Annotated in this window: 19 protein-coding genes; 10 read left to right on the top strand and 9 right to left on the bottom strand. The window is 54.1% G+C overall.

Features of this window, described 5'->3' with window-relative positions:
• Window positions 1-38 precede the first annotated feature (38 nt).
• On the top strand, window positions 39-1,250 hold the full coding sequence (locus FH603_RS09030; RefSeq protein ID WP_186737151.1) for an ATP-grasp domain-containing protein: 1,212 nt from the start codon (window positions 39-41) through the stop codon (window positions 1,248-1,250).
• Here the strand turns inward: FH603_RS09030 and FH603_RS09025 are convergent.
• The 4 genes from FH603_RS09025 to FH603_RS09010 all read right to left on the bottom strand — a co-directional run bounded on the left by FH603_RS09025 (window position 1,247) and on the right by FH603_RS09010 (window position 4,759).
• On the bottom strand, window positions 1,247-1,651 hold the full coding sequence (locus FH603_RS09025) for a VOC family protein (RefSeq protein WP_186737149.1): 405 nt from the start codon (window positions 1,649-1,651) through the stop codon (window positions 1,247-1,249). The genes FH603_RS09030 and FH603_RS09025 overlap by 4 nt on opposite strands.
• On the bottom strand, window positions 1,648-3,015 hold the full coding sequence (locus FH603_RS09020) for a neutral/alkaline non-lysosomal ceramidase N-terminal domain-containing protein (protein WP_186737147.1): 1,368 nt from the start codon (window positions 3,013-3,015) through the stop codon (window positions 1,648-1,650). Before FH603_RS09020 ends, FH603_RS09025 begins: the two co-directional genes overlap by 4 nt.
• Window positions 3,016-3,280: 265 nt before the next feature.
• Entirely contained in the window at window positions 3,281-4,024 is a 744-nt protein-coding gene (locus FH603_RS09015) for a ferritin-like domain-containing protein (protein ID WP_186737143.1), read from the bottom strand.
• A 15-nt stretch (window positions 4,025-4,039) separates the two neighbouring features.
• Window positions 4,040-4,759, bottom strand: coding sequence for a ferritin-like domain-containing protein (locus tag FH603_RS09010; protein WP_186737142.1), 720 nt, complete (start codon window positions 4,757-4,759; stop codon window positions 4,040-4,042).
• 243 nt (window positions 4,760-5,002) lie between these two features.
• On the opposite strand from FH603_RS09010, the gene FH603_RS09005 reads away from it, so the two are divergent.
• Both FH603_RS09005 and FH603_RS09000 read left to right on the top strand, forming a co-directional pair.
• Window positions 5,003-5,518 (top strand): DUF4126 family protein, encoded by a 516-nt coding sequence (locus tag FH603_RS09005; protein ID WP_235985469.1) that lies wholly within the window; start codon window positions 5,003-5,005, stop codon window positions 5,516-5,518.
• A 99-nt stretch (window positions 5,519-5,617) separates the two neighbouring features.
• Complete coding sequence (locus FH603_RS09000) at window positions 5,618-7,297, top strand: GH39 family glycosyl hydrolase (RefSeq protein WP_394366393.1); 1,680 nt, start codon at window positions 5,618-5,620, stop codon at window positions 7,295-7,297.
• Window positions 7,298-7,395: 98 nt separating this feature from the next.
• On the opposite strand, the gene FH603_RS08995 is transcribed toward FH603_RS09000, so the two are convergent.
• Complete coding sequence (locus FH603_RS08995) at window positions 7,396-7,584, bottom strand: hypothetical protein (RefSeq protein WP_186737141.1); 189 nt, start codon at window positions 7,582-7,584, stop codon at window positions 7,396-7,398.
• 170 nt (window positions 7,585-7,754) lie between these two features.
• Here FH603_RS08995 and thrA point away from each other — a divergent pair, with 170 nt between their 5' ends.
• Genes thrA through FH603_RS08980 form a run of 3 tightly spaced genes read left to right on the top strand, consistent with a single transcriptional unit; the run spans window position 7,755 to window position 10,855 of the window.
• Window positions 7,755-10,226 (top strand): bifunctional aspartate kinase/homoserine dehydrogenase I, encoded by a 2,472-nt coding sequence (gene thrA / locus FH603_RS08990; RefSeq protein WP_186737140.1) that lies wholly within the window; start codon window positions 7,755-7,757, stop codon window positions 10,224-10,226.
• 27 nt (window positions 10,227-10,253) lie between these two features.
• Entirely contained in the window at window positions 10,254-10,505 is a 252-nt protein-coding gene (locus FH603_RS08985; protein WP_394366392.1) for a DUF433 domain-containing protein, read from the top strand.
• Entirely contained in the window at window positions 10,502-10,855 is a 354-nt protein-coding gene (locus FH603_RS08980; protein ID WP_186737139.1) for a DUF5615 family PIN-like protein, read from the top strand. Before FH603_RS08985 ends, FH603_RS08980 begins: the two co-directional genes overlap by 4 nt.
• 60 nt (window positions 10,856-10,915) lie before the next feature.
• Here the strand turns inward: FH603_RS08980 and FH603_RS08975 are convergent, their stop codons facing one another.
• Window positions 10,916-11,785, bottom strand: coding sequence for a hypothetical protein (locus FH603_RS08975; RefSeq protein ID WP_186737138.1), 870 nt, complete (start codon window positions 11,783-11,785; stop codon window positions 10,916-10,918).
• A 104-nt stretch (window positions 11,786-11,889) separates the two neighbouring features.
• Here FH603_RS08975 and FH603_RS08970 point away from each other — a divergent pair, with 104 nt between their 5' ends.
• The gene (locus FH603_RS08970) at window positions 11,890-13,491 is read left to right on the top strand and encodes an McrB family protein (RefSeq protein ID WP_186737137.1); all 1,602 of its coding nucleotides are present in this window, start codon (window positions 11,890-11,892) and stop codon (window positions 13,489-13,491) included.
• A 28-nt stretch (window positions 13,492-13,519) separates the two neighbouring features.
• The gene (locus tag FH603_RS08965) at window positions 13,520-14,551 is read left to right on the top strand and encodes a galactitol-1-phosphate 5-dehydrogenase (RefSeq protein WP_186737136.1); all 1,032 of its coding nucleotides are present in this window, start codon (window positions 13,520-13,522) and stop codon (window positions 14,549-14,551) included.
• On the opposite strand, the gene FH603_RS08960 is transcribed toward FH603_RS08965, so the two are convergent.
• Together FH603_RS08960 and FH603_RS08955 are read right to left on the bottom strand one after the other, a co-directional pair.
• On the bottom strand, window positions 14,552-15,964 hold the full coding sequence (locus tag FH603_RS08960; RefSeq protein ID WP_186737135.1) for a DUF4932 domain-containing protein: 1,413 nt from the start codon (window positions 15,962-15,964) through the stop codon (window positions 14,552-14,554). It abuts the gene before it with no gap.
• A gap of 59 nt (window positions 15,965-16,023) precedes the next feature.
• A complete protein-coding gene (locus tag FH603_RS08955; protein ID WP_186737134.1) occupies window positions 16,024-16,422 on the bottom strand; it encodes a hypothetical protein in 399 nt (132 codons plus the stop codon).
• An 84-nt stretch (window positions 16,423-16,506) separates the two neighbouring features.
• On the opposite strand from FH603_RS08955, the gene FH603_RS08950 reads away from it, so the two are divergent.
• Window positions 16,507-17,583, top strand: coding sequence for a Gfo/Idh/MocA family protein (locus FH603_RS08950; RefSeq protein ID WP_186737133.1), 1,077 nt, complete (start codon window positions 16,507-16,509; stop codon window positions 17,581-17,583).
• A gap of 87 nt (window positions 17,584-17,670) precedes the next feature.
• Window positions 17,671-18,243, top strand: a complete 573-nt coding sequence (locus FH603_RS08945) for a DUF4136 domain-containing protein (protein ID WP_186737132.1) — start codon at window positions 17,671-17,673, stop codon at window positions 18,241-18,243.
• 72 nt (window positions 18,244-18,315) lie between these two features.
• Here FH603_RS08945 and FH603_RS08940 read toward each other — a convergent pair whose 3' ends face one another.
• Window positions 18,316-19,227 (bottom strand): nucleotidyltransferase family protein, encoded by a 912-nt coding sequence (locus FH603_RS08940; protein ID WP_186737131.1) that lies wholly within the window; start codon window positions 19,225-19,227, stop codon window positions 18,316-18,318.
• Window positions 19,228-19,354 lie beyond the last annotated feature (127 nt).

Below are 19,354 nucleotides of genomic sequence, written 5' to 3'. Positions count from 1 at the left end.
CCATACGCCAGTGCTCAATCTCAACCCGATCTACCCCTATGAGTCAGTTAGCGTTTCTGTGCATCGCCACATTCCATAAAGGCCAGGATTTTCTCAGGGCCTGCAAGGCGTTAGGCCATACCGTTTATCTACTCACCGATCAGAAATTAGCCGGTGCCGACTGGCCCCATGAGGCCATCGACGAGGTCTTTTACCTGTCGTCGCCAAGCAACGCCCCCCAGGACCTGGAACAAATGCTGACTGGCCTGGCCCACGCCATGCGGTCGCGCCGGATTGACCGGGTGGTAGCGCTGGACGATTTCGATGTGGAGAAAGGAGCCCTTATCCGCGAAACATTCCGCATCGACGGTATGGGGCAAACGACAGCCCGCTACTTCCGCGACAAGCTCGCCATGCGAACGCGGGCCGCAGCCGCCGGTATCCGGGTACCCGCTTTCAGCCCCATTTTCCACGACGAAACGGTTACGCATTTCCTGCAAACGACCGAAGCGCCCTGGCTCATAAAACCACGCGCCGAAGCCTCTACGACCGGTATTCGTAAGGTTCATTCGCTGGACGAAGCTTGGCAGGTGATTCACTCACTGGGCGACACCCGGCATCAGTACCTGATCGAATGTTTTAAGCCGGGTCGTGTCTATCACGTCGACGCCCTGTCGCTGGAAGGGAAAGCCGTATTCACGCGCATTAGTCAGTATGTAGCTACGCCGATGGAGGTTGCTCATGGGGGGGGCATCTTTCGCACCGGAACCCTGCCCGACGATACACCCGAAGTAGCCGCCCTTCGTCAGTTTAACAACGAAGTGCTCGAAGCCTTCGGGATGCGCCACAGTGCCTCCCACTCCGAGTACATCCGGGGCGACCACGATGGGGAATTGTATTTCCTGGAAACGGCCTGCCGCGTTGGGGGCGCGCATATTGCCGAAATGGTAGAAGCCGCGTCGGGCGTAAACCTCTGGCGCGAATGGGCAAAGCTCGAAACCGCCGTTGCCCGCAAAGAGCACTACCTCCCGCCCGTCGATGAGCCCAACCAGGCCGGGTTGATCATATCGCTGGCCCGGCAGCAGTGGCCAGACCTGTCGGGTTTTGTCGACGAAGAGATCTGGTGGCGGATGAACAAAGAGTACCACATTGGGCTCATCGTTCGCTCCACCGACCGCACCCGCATTCTGACCCTGCTGGACGACTACATGAAGCGGATTCACATCGATTTTCACGCATCGGCCCCCGTGCCCGATAAGGCAACGAGTTAGGTAGTCTGTTGCGCTTTCGGCTCAATCAAATCCCACAAGTTCCCGTAGAGGTCTTCAAAAACGGCAACCGTTCCATACGCTTCTTCGGACGGTTGCCGAACAAAATAAACGCCGTTGGCGGTCATGGATCGATAGTCGCGCCAGAAATCGTCGGTGTGCATAAACAGGAAAACGCGCCCGCCGGTCTGGTTGCCCACACGGCTGAGCTGCTCATCACCATCGGCTTTGGCCAGCAGCAGGGCACACCCGCCCGCGCCCGCCGGTGCTACCCGCACCCATCTTTTGGTTTCGCTCAGTACCGTATCCTCCAGCAGAACGAAATTTAATTTTTCGGTATAAAACTGAATAGCCTCGTCATAATCGTCGACGACCAGGGCAAGGTGAACAATCCGTTGATTCATTTTCGTCCGTCTATTTTCTCCAGCAGTCCCATCATCATCTCCTCAAAATAAGCCCCGTTATAAGGCCCGAACCAGTTCATGTCGCGGGTTTCGTAGGTCGACCGGTTGTAGTAGCGGTCAGGAGTGACGTAGCCAATATAACCGCCATCGAAACTCGTAATCATCAGGTTGACGCCTTTGCGGGTAGCCAGCGGCTTGAAATCGGCGACGAACTCGCCGGAGAAATCGCAGGGGGTACCCAAGAGGACCGTTTTCCCAATGCGCAATGCTTTCAAATCCGATGGATAATCGCCGTAGACGGCATAGAACAGCCACGGCCGCACCCGCCAGTTGCCAATAACACGCGGGTGCGGCTCGCGCAGGTCCAGTGGTAAGGTTAGCATAGCCAGCGAACTATCCGGGCGGGTTTCGATCTGTGGCACTGTTCGTTCAATGCGAAGTGCCAGGTCACCGGCGTAATTCCGTATTTCCTCAAAGTCAGTTTTGCCCCGTGGCGTTGGGGCCGTACTGCCTACTGCACCCGCCAGGAACAGAGCGAAATTAGCCGATTTTTTCTCCAGTCGATCGACCAGCGACCCTGGGTAATCACGACTCAGGTAATCTCCGTTGCGCCCGTCGAAAAGCGTGGCGTGGCCCGCAAAACTACAGAGCAGAGCCGACTCGCCGGTTTGCTTTCTGAGTTTCAACAGCCGGATCTGCCCATCGAGTGGCTTTGTCGGGCCGGAGTGTGCAATGCGGCTCGTGATATGATCCGACGCGTCAGTTTGTCCAAAGCCGATCTCAACCGGAGCCATGCTGGCCTGTGCCTGCCGGATAGCGGCTAAAACGCCATCGGTGATGCGGTTAACGATCTTTTCATCATACCCACCCGCAATCAACTGGCCAACCAATCCCGGTGCCCACCCCCCCACGCTATTGTGCGAGTGAATAGCACCCATATACACATTCTCCCAGCGCAGCCCTACTTCGGGCAGGCGTTTTTTGAGCGCTTCAGTGACGGTAGGCGGTGTGATCAGCAAATCCAGCCCCACGACAGCCACGCGGGTACCGCCGTTGTCGAGAACGATGGCCCGCGCAAAAATGGAGTCGCTCACAACCCGCCAGTGCTGACCGCGCCGAACGCCATAGCCGCCTGTGGGCGTTGTGTAGGGTGGGGTAATGTTAACCCTGGACCAGCCTGCCCGAACGAGCGACCTTGCCGGTGCGGGAGTCGGTAGCTGTTCCAGCCGCTGCCTGGTCTGGGTATAGTAGGTCATTTGCCGGTAAGGCGTCTCGTCGACAGGCGCGAGACTAACGGCCAGAAATACAACGATGATAATTACGAGCCCCAGCCCAACTTTCAGGAGAATCCGAACGACCTTCATAATCACGTAACTGCCAACACGGCGGTTTTTGGCGCAAGCAACAAAAAAACCGCCGGATCACATCGGATAAACCCAGTTTTCATACCCGTTGCCTGCCTCCGTTTCGGTCAGGCAGGCGACCAAGCGTACCAAAAAGAAAAAGGCACCGGGGAATATCCCCGGTACCTTTCGGTCATCTGCCGGTTGCCCGGCTCCTCAAACTAACGATTGACTACGAGAGCAGTCATCGGATGGCAATAAACCATCCGATAACTGGTTACTGTTTTTATCCCAGATAAGGTGTTGCAATAGTCAACACCTGAGCCATTGTCAGCGGCTCATCAAATGCTTCGCGGAACGAATCATCCGAAAAACCGGTCACGTTCGGTAATGTCTTCAGGTTCACACCACCCTGACTGAACGTAGTCTGGGCCGGGTCGGATACCCACCCCTTCAGGGCCAGTAACCGACGTACTTCCGACGCGTGACGTGCTTCGACCGAGTGGATCTGAAGCGCCGTTTGCAGAATAGGTTTGTCATTGATAAGCGCACCAGCCTGACCTTTGTAGGCGGCCACACCCGTGTCTTCGAGAGCCCGTGCCAGTCCTAAGAATGTCTGGTAGCTCGTGAACGTGCCTGTTGGAAACTTGAACGCTGGCTTGGCTACGGCACTTGTTCCCAACGCACCTTTCAACAGAGCCACGTGAGCGGCTTCATGCTTGCTGATCTGGGTCATGATCGTCCGATCGGTCGTAGGTATCAACCCACTAGCCGCCAAACCCAACCGGTAATACTCGTCTTCGAGGTACTCCAGCGTCAGCGCGTAATTCAGAACACCAACAGCAGCCGCCGACGGACCAGCCGATTGGGCAAATGCCTGATTGAGCGTCGTTGCTACAAACACCGGAATACCGGCAGCAACCAGGTTTGAGCCGATCTTCATCAGATTCCGGCGCGAATAGAAATTGAATTTCTCATTCGCTTCGGGATCGATCTTCTCTATTTCAGAAATTATATTGAACAGATTCATAATGCGTTGTCAGGTTTATGCGGTTGGAAGATTGGCACCGGTGATCGGCGTTTTCACGAATGTCTGCGCGATTGGCAGTACCGCAGTTGGCTTGGAAGCCACATCGAGACCCGTAGCAGGAGCAACGACATCATCACCCGCGAAATCAGCCGATTTTGGGTTCAGCAGATCACGAATGGCAGCTGCGTGACGCGCTTCGACCGATACGATCTTCCCGGCAAGCAACAGATAATCGGGGCTCGTAATAAGATTACCGGCACCGTTATAAGCCGACACACCCAGGTCTTCAAACGCTTTGGCCGTACTGAGCACGCTCGTCCGGTCCGTAAAATTCACCGTGCCAAATTCTGGTACCAGCGCTCCAATGGCCATCGTGCCCAGAGCCGCTTTGAAAAATTCGCGGTGAATGATTTCATGGTTGCGGATGTCGGTCAGAATGGCTAGTTCAGCCGCCGACATGTTTGCATACGGAGTGGCAACGACCTGCGTGTAGAAGGCGGCTTCCAGTTGTTCCAGCGCATAAGCGTAGTTCAGGATACCGATATCGCCGGTACCCAGATCAACGGATACAGGGACGGTAATTGGATTCTCCTCCGCATTCTTACAGGAAGCGATCAGGGCTCCACCGGCAGCAAAGGCTCCGGCATAACGTAGAAACAACCGGCGTCCTACCATGACCGGCTCTATTCCACCCGGCAGCGTTGGCAGGCCTGATGATTGCTGTTGCTTGCTCATATCGAAATTCGTTAAGTGTAATTGTTTTCCCGCTTTCATTGGGCAGGTGGTTTATTAGATGTACGGACATGGATCTTATCTGGATTTATTTTTTTTTGCTATCGGCAAAAATGCCTGATCGTCAGTAGCTGATTTCGCTACAAACGACTGCCAAATGCGAGTAAGCCAGCCGCCCGGCAATAGAAATTACGGTCGAACAAACCGTTGGCTAGCTCGTTGTAAACGCATACTCAACGCTAAAAAATGATGCTTACAACCTACCTCAATGCCTTTCAGATTGGCGTTATCGCCGGTATGCGCGCGTTAACGGCCCCGGCTCTGGTGAGCCATAAACTGGCGAATACCCATCCCGACCCGCTGGTAAACTCCAAACTCGATTTCCTGCATTCGTCCACTACAGCTACCATCCTGAAAGTGCTGGCCGGTGGCGAATTGATCGGCGATAAACTCCCGCAATCGCCCAACCGGATCGGGGCAAGCCAGTTGCCCGTACGGATTTTGTCGGGTGCGGTTTCCGGGGCGGCTGTCAGCGAAGCGGAGGGCGAGTCCGTGCCGTATGGTGCCCTGGCGGGTGCGCTGGGTGCCGTTGCCAGTAGCTTTGCCTTCTTCCACCTGCGTCACTGGCTTACCGCCGACAAAGGGCTCCCCGACCCGGCAATAGCGTTGATAGAAGATGCACTGGCGATTGGCTTTGGCCTGCTGGTGATGCGCCATGTGGAGCCCGTTCTGCATGAACAGGAGCCGGTAGCAGCTGCGTAAGGTAGAAACGGACGCTGTTGACCGAAGCCATACCCATTAGTTGTAGCACCCATCCGGCTTATAGCGGTGTACTTATCCTGCAGTAAGCCCGTGAACGCTATCGTATTCCGAATTTGGGTATTCTTCTTCCTCTCGGCCTCAGTCGGTTACAGTCAGACCGAAACCCCGATTGCCATAGGGGTCGACATAACGAAAAAGACAGGACCCATGCGTCCCATATGGGCGTGGTTTGGCTATGATGAGCCAAACTACACCTATATGAAAGATGGTAAAAAACTGCTGTCGGAATTGGCCAAACTAAGTCCGGTACCCGTCAATGTCAGGGCACACAGCCTGCTGGTCACCGGCGACGGCACGCCCGCCCTGAAATGGGGATCGACCAATGCTTATACGGAAGATGCGGCCGGCAAGCCTGTTTATGACTGGACGATCATCGACAAGATTTTCGACACCTACATTGAGCGCGGCATGAAGCCCATTGCCCAGATCGGCTTCATGCCCGAAGCCCTATCCACCCACCCAACCCCTTACCGGCACAACTGGAGTCCCGGTAATCAATACAACGACATTTACACGGGCTGGGCTTATCCGCCAAAGGATTACAAAAAGTGGAGCGAACTGGTTTACCAGTGGGTTCGGCACTCCGTTTCCCGGTATGGCCAAAAAGAAGTGGAAAGCTGGTACTGGGAACTCTGGAACGAGCCGAATATCGGTTATTGGAAAGGAACAACGGAAGAATATATCAAGCTCTACGACTACACCGCCGATGCGGTCAGACGGGCCTTGCCAACGGCTAAGATCGGTGGACCGGAAGTGACCGGACCTGCCTGGGATAAGTCGGCCACGTTCCTGAAAACATTTCTGGACCATATCGTCAGCGGCAAAAACTACGCGACCGGACAAACCGGTGCTCCGCTCGACTTCATTACGTTTCATGCCAAGGGAGAGCCCAAAGTCGTGAACGGGGCCGTTCAGATGAACATGGGCAAGCAACTGCGCGATATCGACGAAGGGTTCAAAATCGTGGCGTCCTACCCCTCCCTGAAACAGCTGCCGATTATCATCGGGGAGTCGGACCCGGAGGGCTGTGCCGCCTGCTCGGAGGATTTTCACCCCCAGAACGCCTATCGAAACGGCACCATGTACTCCAGCTATACGGCGGCTTCGTTCGCCCGAAAATATGATCTGGCCACGGCGCGGGGTGTCAACCTGCTGGGTGCGGTTACCTGGGCGTTCGAGTTTGAGGACCAGCCCTGGTTCCGGGGGTTCCGCGATCTGGCTACCAACGGCGTTGACAAACCCGTCCTGAACGTTTTTCGCATGTTTGGCCTGATGACCGGCAACCGGGTCGCCGTCACGCCCGGTACGGCCTACGATTATGCAACCATACGGGATAAAAGCGTTCGGGCCGAACCCGACATCAATGCGCTGGCATCGACAGACGCCCGGTCGGCTGCGATCATGGTCTGGAACTACCACGACGATACCGTACCCGCCCCCGACTCGCCGGTTACGGTAACCATAAACGGTATTCCGGGGCGAAGGGCGCAACTGGTCCACTACCGGATTGACAACCAATTCAGCAACGCCTACGAAGTCTGGAAGAAAATGGGTTCGCCCCAGAAACCGACACCCGCGCAGGTTACCGAACTCGAAAAGGCTGGTCAGTTGCAGCCGATGGGCAACCCCACATCGATTGCTGTCGAAAACGGCCGGACAACGGTCTCATTCCGGCTACCACGCCAGGGCGTATCGTTGCTGAAGGTTACGTGGTTGTGAGCACCCGCCGTTGGGGCGTCAGTTGGGAATGTGTGCTACTGAAATCTCAGGAATTTTATCCTGCTGCGTGTTATTTATCGCTACGTATACTTTTCCGTTTACTTTCCGTTCGGGGCGATACACAAATCCCGCAGTCGTCCGTAGCCATTTGTCAGCCCGTCTTTTACCATACGCACCCGTAGCGAATCACGGGCCGGACCGGCCACATCCGGCTGTACCCAGTTGCGGCTGAACAGGAAAAAGCAAACAGGAAAAGACTGGCTATGACTACCAACTTTTTCATGCAAACTGGTTTGTTAGATAGACAATACTGTCCGGTTTGACGCGGTAATGCCCGGCATGGTTATCTTTGCGCCCGTTAAATACCCATCAACAACAACTTCCTGATTAGTTTGCAGAACAGCGGTCTACCTCCAAAGCGGGTGTAGCTCGCTTATTCACTTATTTGCCCGTAACAATGCACATTCTCAAATTCGGTGGTACGTCCGTTGGCTCGGTAGAGAGCATCAAACAAGTTATTGCGATCATTGAACAGCACCGGCAGAACGACACGTCAATTGCCGTTGTGTTCTCGGCTATGGGAGGGGTTACCAACCAGCTGATCGAAATTGGACGTATGGCCATCACGGGCGAAACCGATTACATGGAACTGGTCCGGCGCATCGAAGACCGGCATTTCAACATCGTTAAAACCCTGATTCCGGTCAAAGAGCAGGGTAAGGTGGTAGCCCATATCCGGGGTATCATCAACGAGCTCGAAGATCTGCTGCGGGGCGTATCGCTCATTCGGGAACTGACCCTGCGCACCCACGACCTCATCACCAGTTTCGGTGAGCGGCTGGCTACCACGATCATCGCCGAATGTGTAAAAAGCCGGGGTATTCCCGCCCAGTTCCTCGACGCCCGCACCATCATCAAAACCGATGCTCAGTTCGGGCAGGCGGGCGTCAACTATACGCTGACCAATGAACTGGTAAAAGCACACTTCGATAAAGTAGCCGGTACTGCCGGTGCACCGGTGCAGCTGATTACGGGATTCATCGGCTCGACCGAAAAGAACGAGACGACGACCCTGGGCCGGGGTGGTTCGGATTATACCGCCAGCATCATTGGTGCCGCCCTGAACGCCGACATGATCGATATCTGGACCGATGTCGACGGTATGATGACGGCCGACCCGCGCAAGGTGCCCAACGCGTTCAACATCCCGACCATCACCTATGCCGAAGCCATGGAGTTGAGCCATTTTGGCGCCAAGGTGATTTATCCCCCTAGTCTGCAACCCGCTTTCGCCCGAAATATTCCTATCCGGGTGCTGAACACGTTCAACCCCACGCACGAAGGCACCCTCGTAAGCCGAACGGCCGAACGGCGGCAATACACGATCACGGGTATTTCGAGTATCGACGATATCGCGCTGGTAAACGTCCAGGGCTCCGGTATGATTGGCGTGGCTGGTGTGTCGGCCAAGCTGTTCGGGGTACTGGCCGCACACAAGATCAGCGTTATCCTGATTTCGCAGGCTTCGTCGGAACATTCGATCTGCTTTGCCATCGACCCGCGCGGGGCCGAGAACGTAAAAGCGGTGCTGGATGCAGAATTCGCCACCGAAATCGCCCACGGTCATATCGACAATATCGCCATCGAGCGGGACCTGTCGGTCATTGCCACAGTGGGTGAAGGCATGCGCAAAAGCTCAGGTATTGCCGGCAAGCTGTTTTCGGTGCTGGGTAAGAACGGGGTCAATATCGTGGCCGTAGCCCAGGGATCGTCGGAGATCAACATCTCGGTGGTCATCAACAAAAACAACCTGTCCAAAGCCCTCAACGCCCTGCATAACATCTTCTTCCAATCGGAAGCGCGGGTGCTGAACTTGTACCTGGTCGGAACGGGCCTGATTGGGAAAACGCTGCTCAAACAGATCTTCGACCAGAACGAATTCCTGCGCACCGAGAAGTTGCTGAAGGTGTGCGTAGTAGGCATGACCAACACCCGCAAGATGCTGCTTGCCCCCCGGGGTATCGACCTCGACTCGTGGCAGGAGCGTCTGCTGACCGAAGGGGTTACCACGTCGCTGCCCGCTTTCGTGGAGAAGATAAAAGACTATAACTTACCTAACTCAGTCTTCATCGACTGCACGTCGGACAAAGACATCGTTCAGTTCTACGAGTCGCTCCTCGACGCCAATATCTCGGTCGTGACGCCCAACAAGGTGGCTAACTCCGGCCCTTACAGCGAGTACCGGCGGTTACAGCGAACAGCCCTGAACCGGGGTGTCAAGTTCCTCTACGAAACCAACGTGGGTGCCGGACTGCCCATCATCAATACGGTGCAGGGGCTGATGACGGCCGGCGACCGGTTTCTGAAGATCGAAGCGATTTTATCAGGCACGCTGTCGTACATTTTCAACACCTTCCGGATAGGTACTTCGTTTGCCGATGTCGTTCGCGAAGCCAAAGAGAAAGGCTATACCGAACCCGACCCGCGCGACGACCTGAGCGGGCAGGATGTAGCCCGAAAAATTCTGATCCTGGCCCGAGAGGCCGGTTTCCCACTCGAACCCGAAGACGTTACGATCAACAACCTCCTGCCCGATTCGTGCCTGTCGGCCCCGACGATACCGGCCTTTTTCGACGAGCTTGAGCGCAACAACGCCTATTTCGAAGCCCTGCTGACCAGCGCCGAAACAAGGGGCGAAAAGCTGCGGTTTGTGGCGGGTTTCGAAAACAACAAAGCCGTGATCGAACTACGGTCGGTTGGGCCGGAGCATCCGTTCTACATGCTGTCCGGCTCGGACAACATTGTCTCGTTCACGACAGAACGCTACAAAGAGCGACCGCTGGTGATAAAAGGGCCCGGTGCCGGTGCCGAAGTGACGGCTTCGGGCGTCTTCGCCGACGTGGTCAGCATCGGCAGCTATCTGGCGTAAATGAATTTGATCTACATTGCGTTATCGATGAAACCAATAGTCATGGAAAACGATCTGCTCCAGCGTATCACGCTCAACCCGGATATATGTCATGGGAAGCCAACAATCCGCAATAAACGCTATCCGGTTGAGTTGATCCTCGACCTGCTCTCGGCGGGAATGACACACCAGGAGATTCTGGCCGATTACCCGGTGCTGGAAGACGATGATATTCGGGCCTGTCTGGTCTATGCAACCCGATTAACACGAATTAAAAGCATTCATCGGGTATTGGCATGACCTACCTCGTCGATGCCCAACTTCCTTATTTACTGGCTGAAGTGCTACGACAAAAGGGCTACGACGTTGTTCATACCGATGATTTGCCCGACAAAGCCGAGACAAGCGACACTAGCCTAAGGGCGCTGGCAACCCGGGAAAGTCGAATTGTTATTACCAAAGACTCCGACTTTCAGGACAGCTATTTACTATTCAGGCAACCGCCCAGATTGCTTTTATTAACAACGGGTAACATCAAAAACAGGGTACTACTCGATCTTTTCCGACAGTCGATTGAGACCATCGACGCGCTGTTTGAACACCATAGCTTTGTTGAGTTGAACAACGTAGATGTACTTGTTCATGAATAGTAGCTTCAGGCGTAGTTTAAATCGGTAGCTATCTGGCTTAGATCGTCTGTAACTCCCCCCTCAATTACACTGGTAGCTGAATGCCTGCCGGTTTCGCTTCGTGATGGGTGCCGGAACGCTCAACTGATACAGCAACGCGTTTTGCTCCTGGCTCATCAACTTACTATCGGTATCGTAGGTCGTGGCAAACGTCGAGGACTCGCGCAGGTTGCCCCGGATGCCGCTGCCAGCCATGTTGTACGATTTGTAGGCTGCTGGTGCGGTGAGGTGCCAGAACCGCCCCGGACGCGTCTCGACGCTTTGGGTCAGGGCCACTACCGTCAGCAGGGCACGCTCGGAAAAGTGCGTATAAGGCGATGGTTTCGACTCCAGCGTGTATTCCGTTTCCTGCTCAACCACTGCCCCGTCGAGTAGCGTGAACCGGACACGTTCGGTGGTGAGGTTGCCGGCGTTATCGTACGTGAACGTAAACGACCGCTCCACCGTCAGTGAGTTGGCAGGCAATACCGACCACCTTTCGACAATACGGCTCATACGGCCGGACGAATTGTATTCCATCGCATAGGTCGAACTTGTTCTGCCCCCCTGGCTGAAGGTAGCACTGGTAGGCTGGGTTGTTCCCGATGTATAGCCCAGTAAGATGAGTGTTGACCCGTTTGCGGCCCGAACAACGCGCTGGCTGGCCCGTTCGATTAAAAAACCGGCCTCCTGACTGGTCGATCGTTCGGCGATAGACGTTACTAAAGCGTTTGCATAGGTAAACGTACGTTGTAACTCGTCGGTCAAACGCCCGTTGGCTTCTATCAGCTGATCGGTCGTACTCGTTAACTGGCAAGTGGCAGGTTGAGGATCGGGTCGGTGTTTACAGGCAAAAATTACCGTTACCAATACAGGCACGAAAAGTTGAATCAGTAACGAGTTCCGTTTCATAGGCGGTTGGAATACAAACAGTAAATGTACAGGGAAGGGCTAAACTAACACAGAGCATACCGTCAATTTTTTTGTAGTTTCGTCCCTTCCATTTTTCTCGTATCGTGCTAACCGACACCCAGCCGCAGCCCCTGATCGAACGAATCCGCGACATCGGCCACCCCGAAGCCGTCCGGCGTTTTTTTAGCTTGCTCAAGGAGCTTATCGACATTATTAACCTGCCCAACGGCGACGCCCGACTGGTATTTACGGTTCGGAAAGGTCAGAAAGCAATAACGGCAAATATCAACTTTTTCCTGGCACTACAACTGGTAAAGCCCAACCGGGGCGAAGTCGAGTACTGGCTTACCATCAAAAAAGGATGTCAGAGTCAGTTGAGCGCTATCCGCGAAATAGACTTTGTCCCGCTAACGGAAAAGTCCGATTATGTATCGGTCGTGATCGGCCATTCTGACGCCCACCTGCTCCAGAACCCGGCCATCCGCAAATGCTGGGAAGACTGCCTGCCCGAACTCGCCGAAACACCGAAACGTGGTCCGCATTCGGCCCGGCATAACGCCGATATTTACCTGGCAGCCGAAGATGAAGCGTTTCTGAGCGACCTGCTCCGGCTCGTCGACGACCCCACACTTGGCGATAGTCCCTCGAACGATTATAGCGCAGCAGAACCCGAAACGGCTTATGATGTGGTTGCCGAACGACCCGACCAGCCGCACAACCTCATCCTGGTTGGGCCACCCGGCACCGGCAAAACGTTTGCGCTACAGCCGTACCTGCGCGACCGGAACGGCGCTTCGGACCGGGCCAGTCTCATCACCTTTCACCCGGCTTATAGTTATGAAGAGTTTGTGGAAGGCATCCGGCCGGAAGTGGTTGGCGGGCAGGTAAGCTACCGCGTTCGGAAAGGAATTTTCCACCGCGCCTGCGTGTCGGCAGTGCAACTGGCAGGCTACGCCACACTGGCCGATTGCCTGAACGATACGCCCGAAAACCGCGTCCGGAAACTTCAGAAAGCCCCGGTGCACTACCTGCTCATCGACGAAGTGAACCGGGCCAACGTTGCCAGCGTATTCGGAGACCTTATTACGCTGCTCGAAACCGACAAACGGCTCGGTGCCGACAACGAACTGTGGCTCACCCTCCCCTACTCGCAGGAGCGGTTTGGCGTGCCGTCCAACCTCTATGTCGTGGGCACGATGAACACCACCGACCGGTCTATTGCCTTGCTGGATATTGCCCTGCGACGCCGGTTTGCGTTCCGCGACATGCGTCCCGACCCATCGGTGCTGCCCGTTATCGACGGAATCGATCTGCCCCAGCTACTGCGAACCGTCAACGAGCGGATCGAGTACCTGCTTGACCGGGACCACCAGATCGGCCATGCGTACCTGACCGCAGTTGCCAACCATACTGACCTCTGCGGTGCGTTTCGCGACCAGGTTATACCGCTGCTTCAGGAATATTTTTTTAATGATTGGGCCAAAATCCAGTTAATACTGGGCGACAACCCGGCCTGGGGCAAAGACCCGGAGCATCGGCTTATCTGGACCAAAAAGAAGTATACGGCCTCGGCATCCAATGCGTTATTCGGCGAAATGCCCGATGCTATGGACGAAGTCGTTACCTACGAAATCAACCCACACCTGCAACGGGGCAACTACGATCAGGTACCTGCCCAGGCGTTTATCAGAATATACCAAAAGTAACGTGGCCGGGGACGTCTCCGCATTACCTATGAAAGCACTCGTTCTTACCGAATACAACCACTTTGAGCTACAGGACGTAGCCAAACCAACCATCCGGCCCCATGAAGTACTGGTGCGGGTACAGGCCGTAGGCATCTGCGGTTCCGATGTTCACGGCATGGATGGCAGCAGCGGCCGGCGGATTCCGCCCATCACGATGGGCCACGAAGCCAGCGGCATCATTGCCGAAGTGGGCACCGACGTACACGGCTGGGCCACCGGCGACCGGGTCACCTTCGACTCGACAGTATACGCGCTCGATGACTGGTACAGCCGCCGGGGACAGTATAACCTCAGCGACGGCCGTGAAGTTGTGGGTGTGTCGACGCCCGATTTCAAACGTAATGGCGCTTTCGCAGAGTTCGTTGCCATCCCGCAGCACATTCTGTATGCCATCCCCGACAATGTTACGTTCACGCAGGCGGCCCTGGTCGAGCCGGTGGCTGTGGCGCTGCATGCCGTAAGCCTGACTCCCCTTCAAGTCAACGATTCGGCAGCGGTTGTTGGGTCGGGCATGATTGGTCTGTTCGTCATCCAGGCGCTGAAACTCGCCGGGTGCGGTACTATCGTCGCCATTGACCTCGACGACGACCGGCTGGCTCTGGCTAAAACGCTCGGCGCAACGCACACCATTAATGCCAAAGGAGCAGACGTTCAGGCACAGGTCCAGGCGCTTACGCATGGACGCGGAGCCGATGTTTCGTTCGAGGTCGTTGGGGCGGGTCCAACCGTAAAGACGGCGATCGACTGCGTTCGAAAAGGCGCAACGGTTACGCTGGTGGGCAATCTGGCTCCTACGGTTGAGATTCCTCTACAGGCAGTTGTGACGCGGCAGCTGCGACTACAGGGTTCGTGTGCGATCAACGGCGAGTACGAAGCGGCCCTGAGCCTGATCTCGTCCGGCCGCATCAACGTCGAAGCTATTTTAAGTGCCGAAGTACCACTGAGCGAAGGGGCCGACTGGTTCAAACGGCTCTACGAAAAAGAGAAAGGATTGATCAAGGTTGTTTTAAAACCATAATCATTGTTTAGCGGCCCACGCTATGATAGCCGGGTACAAATCGGCGACGGTTTGACCCGGCTCTTTATTTTTATACAAGCGAAGCAGCTCCTGGTTGAACTCGTGAAACTTCCGAAAACCCCGGCTGGCAACCATGTTGGATTCAATGCCTTCATTGAGCGTTGTGAAGGTTTTTGTGTCAAATAAGTCGGCAAATAATAAGGTAACAAGGCCGTAATTCATGTACTCTTCAAAACAGGAAAGGGGATTGTCATAATTACTGGAAGGCGTGTTGGAAGTAATCCAGGCGACCCTATTTTTGTAGGCGGCTGACACATCTCGGGCGTATTTATCAGCTTCGGGATTCAGGTAGCTGTGGTTCAATTCAGTAAACGCAATAACCATCTGTCTGCCCCGAATAACGTCTTCAGGTTGAGCCACCAACGCTTTGCTGATGAACGGGTAATTGATGTGAGCCTGAGCCTCTTTAAATCCGTTATCTTCAAAATTATTGGCTGATTGGTTGCTGCCCACCAGCGGTGTAAACAGCATTTTCACGGCCGAGTAATGAGTTGCCGGAAACTGCTTTTCCAACCAGGTTTTCATGGTGGCCACATTCACCCTTTTCTGAAAATCAGAGATTAATTTGGTGTAGTAGGGAGTATGAGCCTTGAAAAACGACCGAAAGCGGGATTTACGGGCAAAGCTTTCCAGCAGGGGGACATAAGGAGTTAACCGATTCAACTCTCCCCAACTGATTCGGTCATATATAGGGCTTTTTACAAGTTTGTCACCCTGAAACGAGTAAGCATACCCATCCATCTTAAGCGGAGCGTAATTATCTGCTGAAGCACGCAGTAGGGAATCTATAGTACGAACCACCGGGTGATTTTTATAAGGCGAAAAATGGCTCATAACCTGAGGATAATACTCCGTGTCTTTATCAATAGCATCCGTTTTTCCGTAGTCGGTGAGGGCAAAAACCACATTGATAAGTTCGTAGACTTCGGGTATTTCAACCAGCGTTTTGCCCTCATTTACTTTTTTGTAGGCATCCGAAAAGACGGCTTTTTTCACCAGTTTATGACTGGTGAAATGACCCTGTAACGTGTCACCTTTGGCTTCACGTATTATCTGAAAATGAGTGATAACCCCATAGTTCAGAGTCAGTGAAACAGAATCTTTTTCGGAAACCAGAATAAAGGGAATAGAGGGTTTCTCCAACGCAAAATTGTAGTGAAAATCTTTAGGCGCGTCGTTGACACCGTTAAAAGATGTCCGTTCACCATCTATATACATAACGATTCTATTCTGCTTCGTACGAATAGTAGAAAGGGTGGCTGTTTGCCCTGATGCGTTAACCAGTGTGAAGATAATCAGCAAAAAAGCGGCTACTCCTTTCATGTAATCAGGCGTGTTACGTTGCGCCCGCATTTTAGCAAAAAAATGTATACTATCACTGATACATGAAATTTCATTATTGCAAACGGCATTTACCTGGCCGCTTCATATTGACTGATCCTGTAGCCATCGTTTAACTCCAGTACCGTTTCAGTAAGTTGATTGATGGTTACCAGCTTGGTCGTTGCACAGTAGGCATTCGAACAAAATTTCCATTCTCTATAATTGATCGTCTCTCTCTGGCGATTGAACGTGGTGGGAGCGCAGCAATTGGCCTGGGTCATGACACTATTTCGTTGGTAAACCAGTGTGCCATCCGATTGGTATTCAACCGTGTAATAGGCATCTGTATCTGTGGATTGCCAAACATTGCTATCCAGCGTTCGGGTTTGCGTTAAGTGCCACCGTTTGTACAGCAAATCGGGCGGACCAACTGGCCCGTCTTTTTGGCATGAACCGAGAATGATTGTCGTCAGTAGGATGAAAAACACGCACCGTTTCATATAATTGAGTTTTCGTTGAGTAGATGACCCGGCGTGCAGTCATTAGGTTGGCATACGTATGTAAGAAAAGTTATGCCTCAACCCCTGCGCATCGCCATTATTGGCCCCGGCAAAGTGGCGCATCTACACGCCAAGGCCACTCTGGAAACACCCGACACCCAACTGGTGGCTGTCTATGGTCGAACCTATCAGAAAGCAGAAGAATTTGCCAACCAGTACGGCATTCGTGCTTACAGCGACGTTTATGATATGGTCGATCGCGAAAATGTCGACCTATGCATCGTCTGTACGCCACACCCCGCCCACCGCGACCCCGCCGTGGCGGCCCTCGATGCCGGATCGCACGTGCTGGTCGAAAAACCACTGGCGGCCTCGATCGAAGACTGCGACGCCATGATCGAAGCGGCTCGTCGTAACAACCGCCAGCTCGGGGTGATAAGCCAGCGACGGTTCTACGCGCCGTCGATGCGTATCCGGAAGGCTATCGATACGGGCCAGATCGGCGCGCCGGCCCTCGGTACGATCCAGATGCTTGGCTGGCGCGATGAAGCCTACTACCAAAGCGACCCCTGGCGCGGTAGCTGGTCGGGTGAAGGGGGCGGAGTTCTGGTTAATCAGGCACCCCACCAGCTGGATCTGCTCCTGTGGTACATGGGTGAAGCCGAGTCGGTATTCGGCATCTGGAACAACATCAACCACCCTTATATCGAAGTGGAGGATACGGCGGTGGCCATCGTGCGATTCAAAAACGGTGGGTTGGGCAACATTGTCGTCAGCAATGCCCAGAAACCGGGGCTGTTCGGGAAAGTACATATTCATGGGCAGAATGGCGCGTCGGTGGGCGTACAGACCGACGGCGGATCGATGTTCATTGCCGGCCGGTCGAGTATTACCGAGCCACCTGTCAACGATATCTGGTCGGTACCGGGCGAGGAAACAGCGCTACCGCAGTTTGTGGCCGAAGACACCGAATTCTTCAACAGCATCGATGCCATGACCTACTTTTTTGGCCTGCAGATTGCTGATTTCAGGGACGCTATCCGGGAGGGTCGGCCACCCCTGGTGACGGGCGACGACGGGCGACGGGTAGTAGCGCTGTTCCAGGCTATCTACGAGTCGACAAAAACGGGTTTACCCGTAAAATTATAACGGGTTTATGGGTTGGCCGTAGCCTATTTCCGGCCAAACTTTTGCCTGTCTGACCTGGTTTGACAGGTAAGTAAACAACAAAACGTTATGAAGAAGCTAATGATGGTAGTCAGCCTGGCGCTGGCTATCGGTTCGTGTGCGCCCCGTGTTGTCGTAGACAGCAACAGCCGGGCAGATTTCAACAAATACCGCACGTTTGCCTGGATGGACTCCGACGTGAAAGCCGGGCAAAACCCACTTTTCTACAATTCACTGGCAACGGAGAACGTAGAGAATACCATGGGCAAAGTTCTGAGCGAGAAAGGGCTGAAACCGGTCGAATCCCGCCCTGACCTGCTGATCGGATATCACTTTTTTGTCGAAGATAAAACCAGAACCGTATCCACGCCTAGTTCGGCGTTTTATGGACCTTATGCTGGCTGGGGCCGCTGGGGCTACAGAGGCTGGGGACCTGGTTACTGGGGCTGGGGTGGTCAGCAGTCCGTTCAGGAGGATTACAAGGCGGGGACGCTCGTTGTCGATATGGTCGACGCCAGAACTCGCAAATTAGTCTGGCGGGGTTCCGTTCAGAACGCAATTGGTGATCCAGCCCGAATTGCGGCTCAATTGACAAAAGAAGCCGAGCGAATCGTGGAGAAATTTCCCGAACGTAACAGTTAGTCAAAACGAGTTGGGGGCGTTAGAAGGCGGGAAATCGATGATTCTCCCGCCTTCTAACGCCCCCAACTCGTTTTACCAGAGTTTATCCGGATAGGCTCCCGTGTCGTGTAGCTTCCTGAACGCTTCCTGAACCGTTGGTTTGTCTTCGGGATAGGTAACACCAAACCAGGCCGACTTGCTACGGAACACTTTGCAACGGCCCGTTTCAGTCTGAATGAGCGTTGTCATCACCGTTGGAATATAGAACTCAGCCTTCGGCGAGTTGATATTAGCAATGGCGTAGCTCTCGAACTGATGCTCCAGCAACGGGAACACCGTAGGTTTGAAGCCCCAGAAGTTCATCGAAACGGGAGTCTCCGGCTCCAGCGGAGTCAGCCCTTCGCTTTCTTCAAAAACAATCCGGTTTCCTCCGGTCTCACCGGCCTGCTCGTATATTTTTGTCCGCTCGATCACGGATAGTAAATGGCCGTATGAATCGACGGCGCAAACGCCCCGCGACACCGAACCATTTGTTGACAAGGTGTTTTTTACTTCGTAACCCACCATGGCGTGGAGGTTATCGTCCGTATCGGTACGGAGAAAATCGCCGATCAGTTGAAACGCTTCGAGTCCGTAAAAGTCATCGGCGTTGATTACGGCGAAAGGGGTATCGGTATGGTTCTTGGCACAAAGCATCGCATGGCCCGTTCCCCAGGGTTTTGTCCGTTTCACCTCGCCCACTTCGGCCGGAACGTAGGAGTCGAGGGCTTGAATGGCGTAGTCGACGTCTATTTTCCCGGCCAGTTTGCTACCGAAAATCTCCTCGAAGTCGCTCCGTAACTCTTCCCGGATGATGAATACGACCTTACCGAACCCGGCCCGAATGGCATCGAAAAGGGAATAGTCGATAATGGTTTCGCCGTGTGGCCCAAACTGATCGAGCTGCTTGACACCGCCGTAACGGCTGCCCATACCGGCCGCCAAAATCAAGAGAGTAGGTTGCATTGGTTTAGTTTACTGGTTGGATCGGCCTGAGCCGATGTATCGCGGCCAAAAGTAAGAAAAAGGTTCGTACAGACAGGATTTACCAGACCGATGGCTGATGTGTACACCTGATTAAATTAACTCCATG

Source organism: Spirosoma utsteinense (assembly GCF_014282275.1).
GTDB classification, from domain to species: Bacteria; Bacteroidota; Bacteroidia; order Cytophagales; family Spirosomataceae; genus Spirosoma; species Spirosoma utsteinense.
The sequence above is the reverse complement of the archived record's forward strand: the minus strand, read 5'-3'. Positions and strand labels throughout refer to the sequence as shown.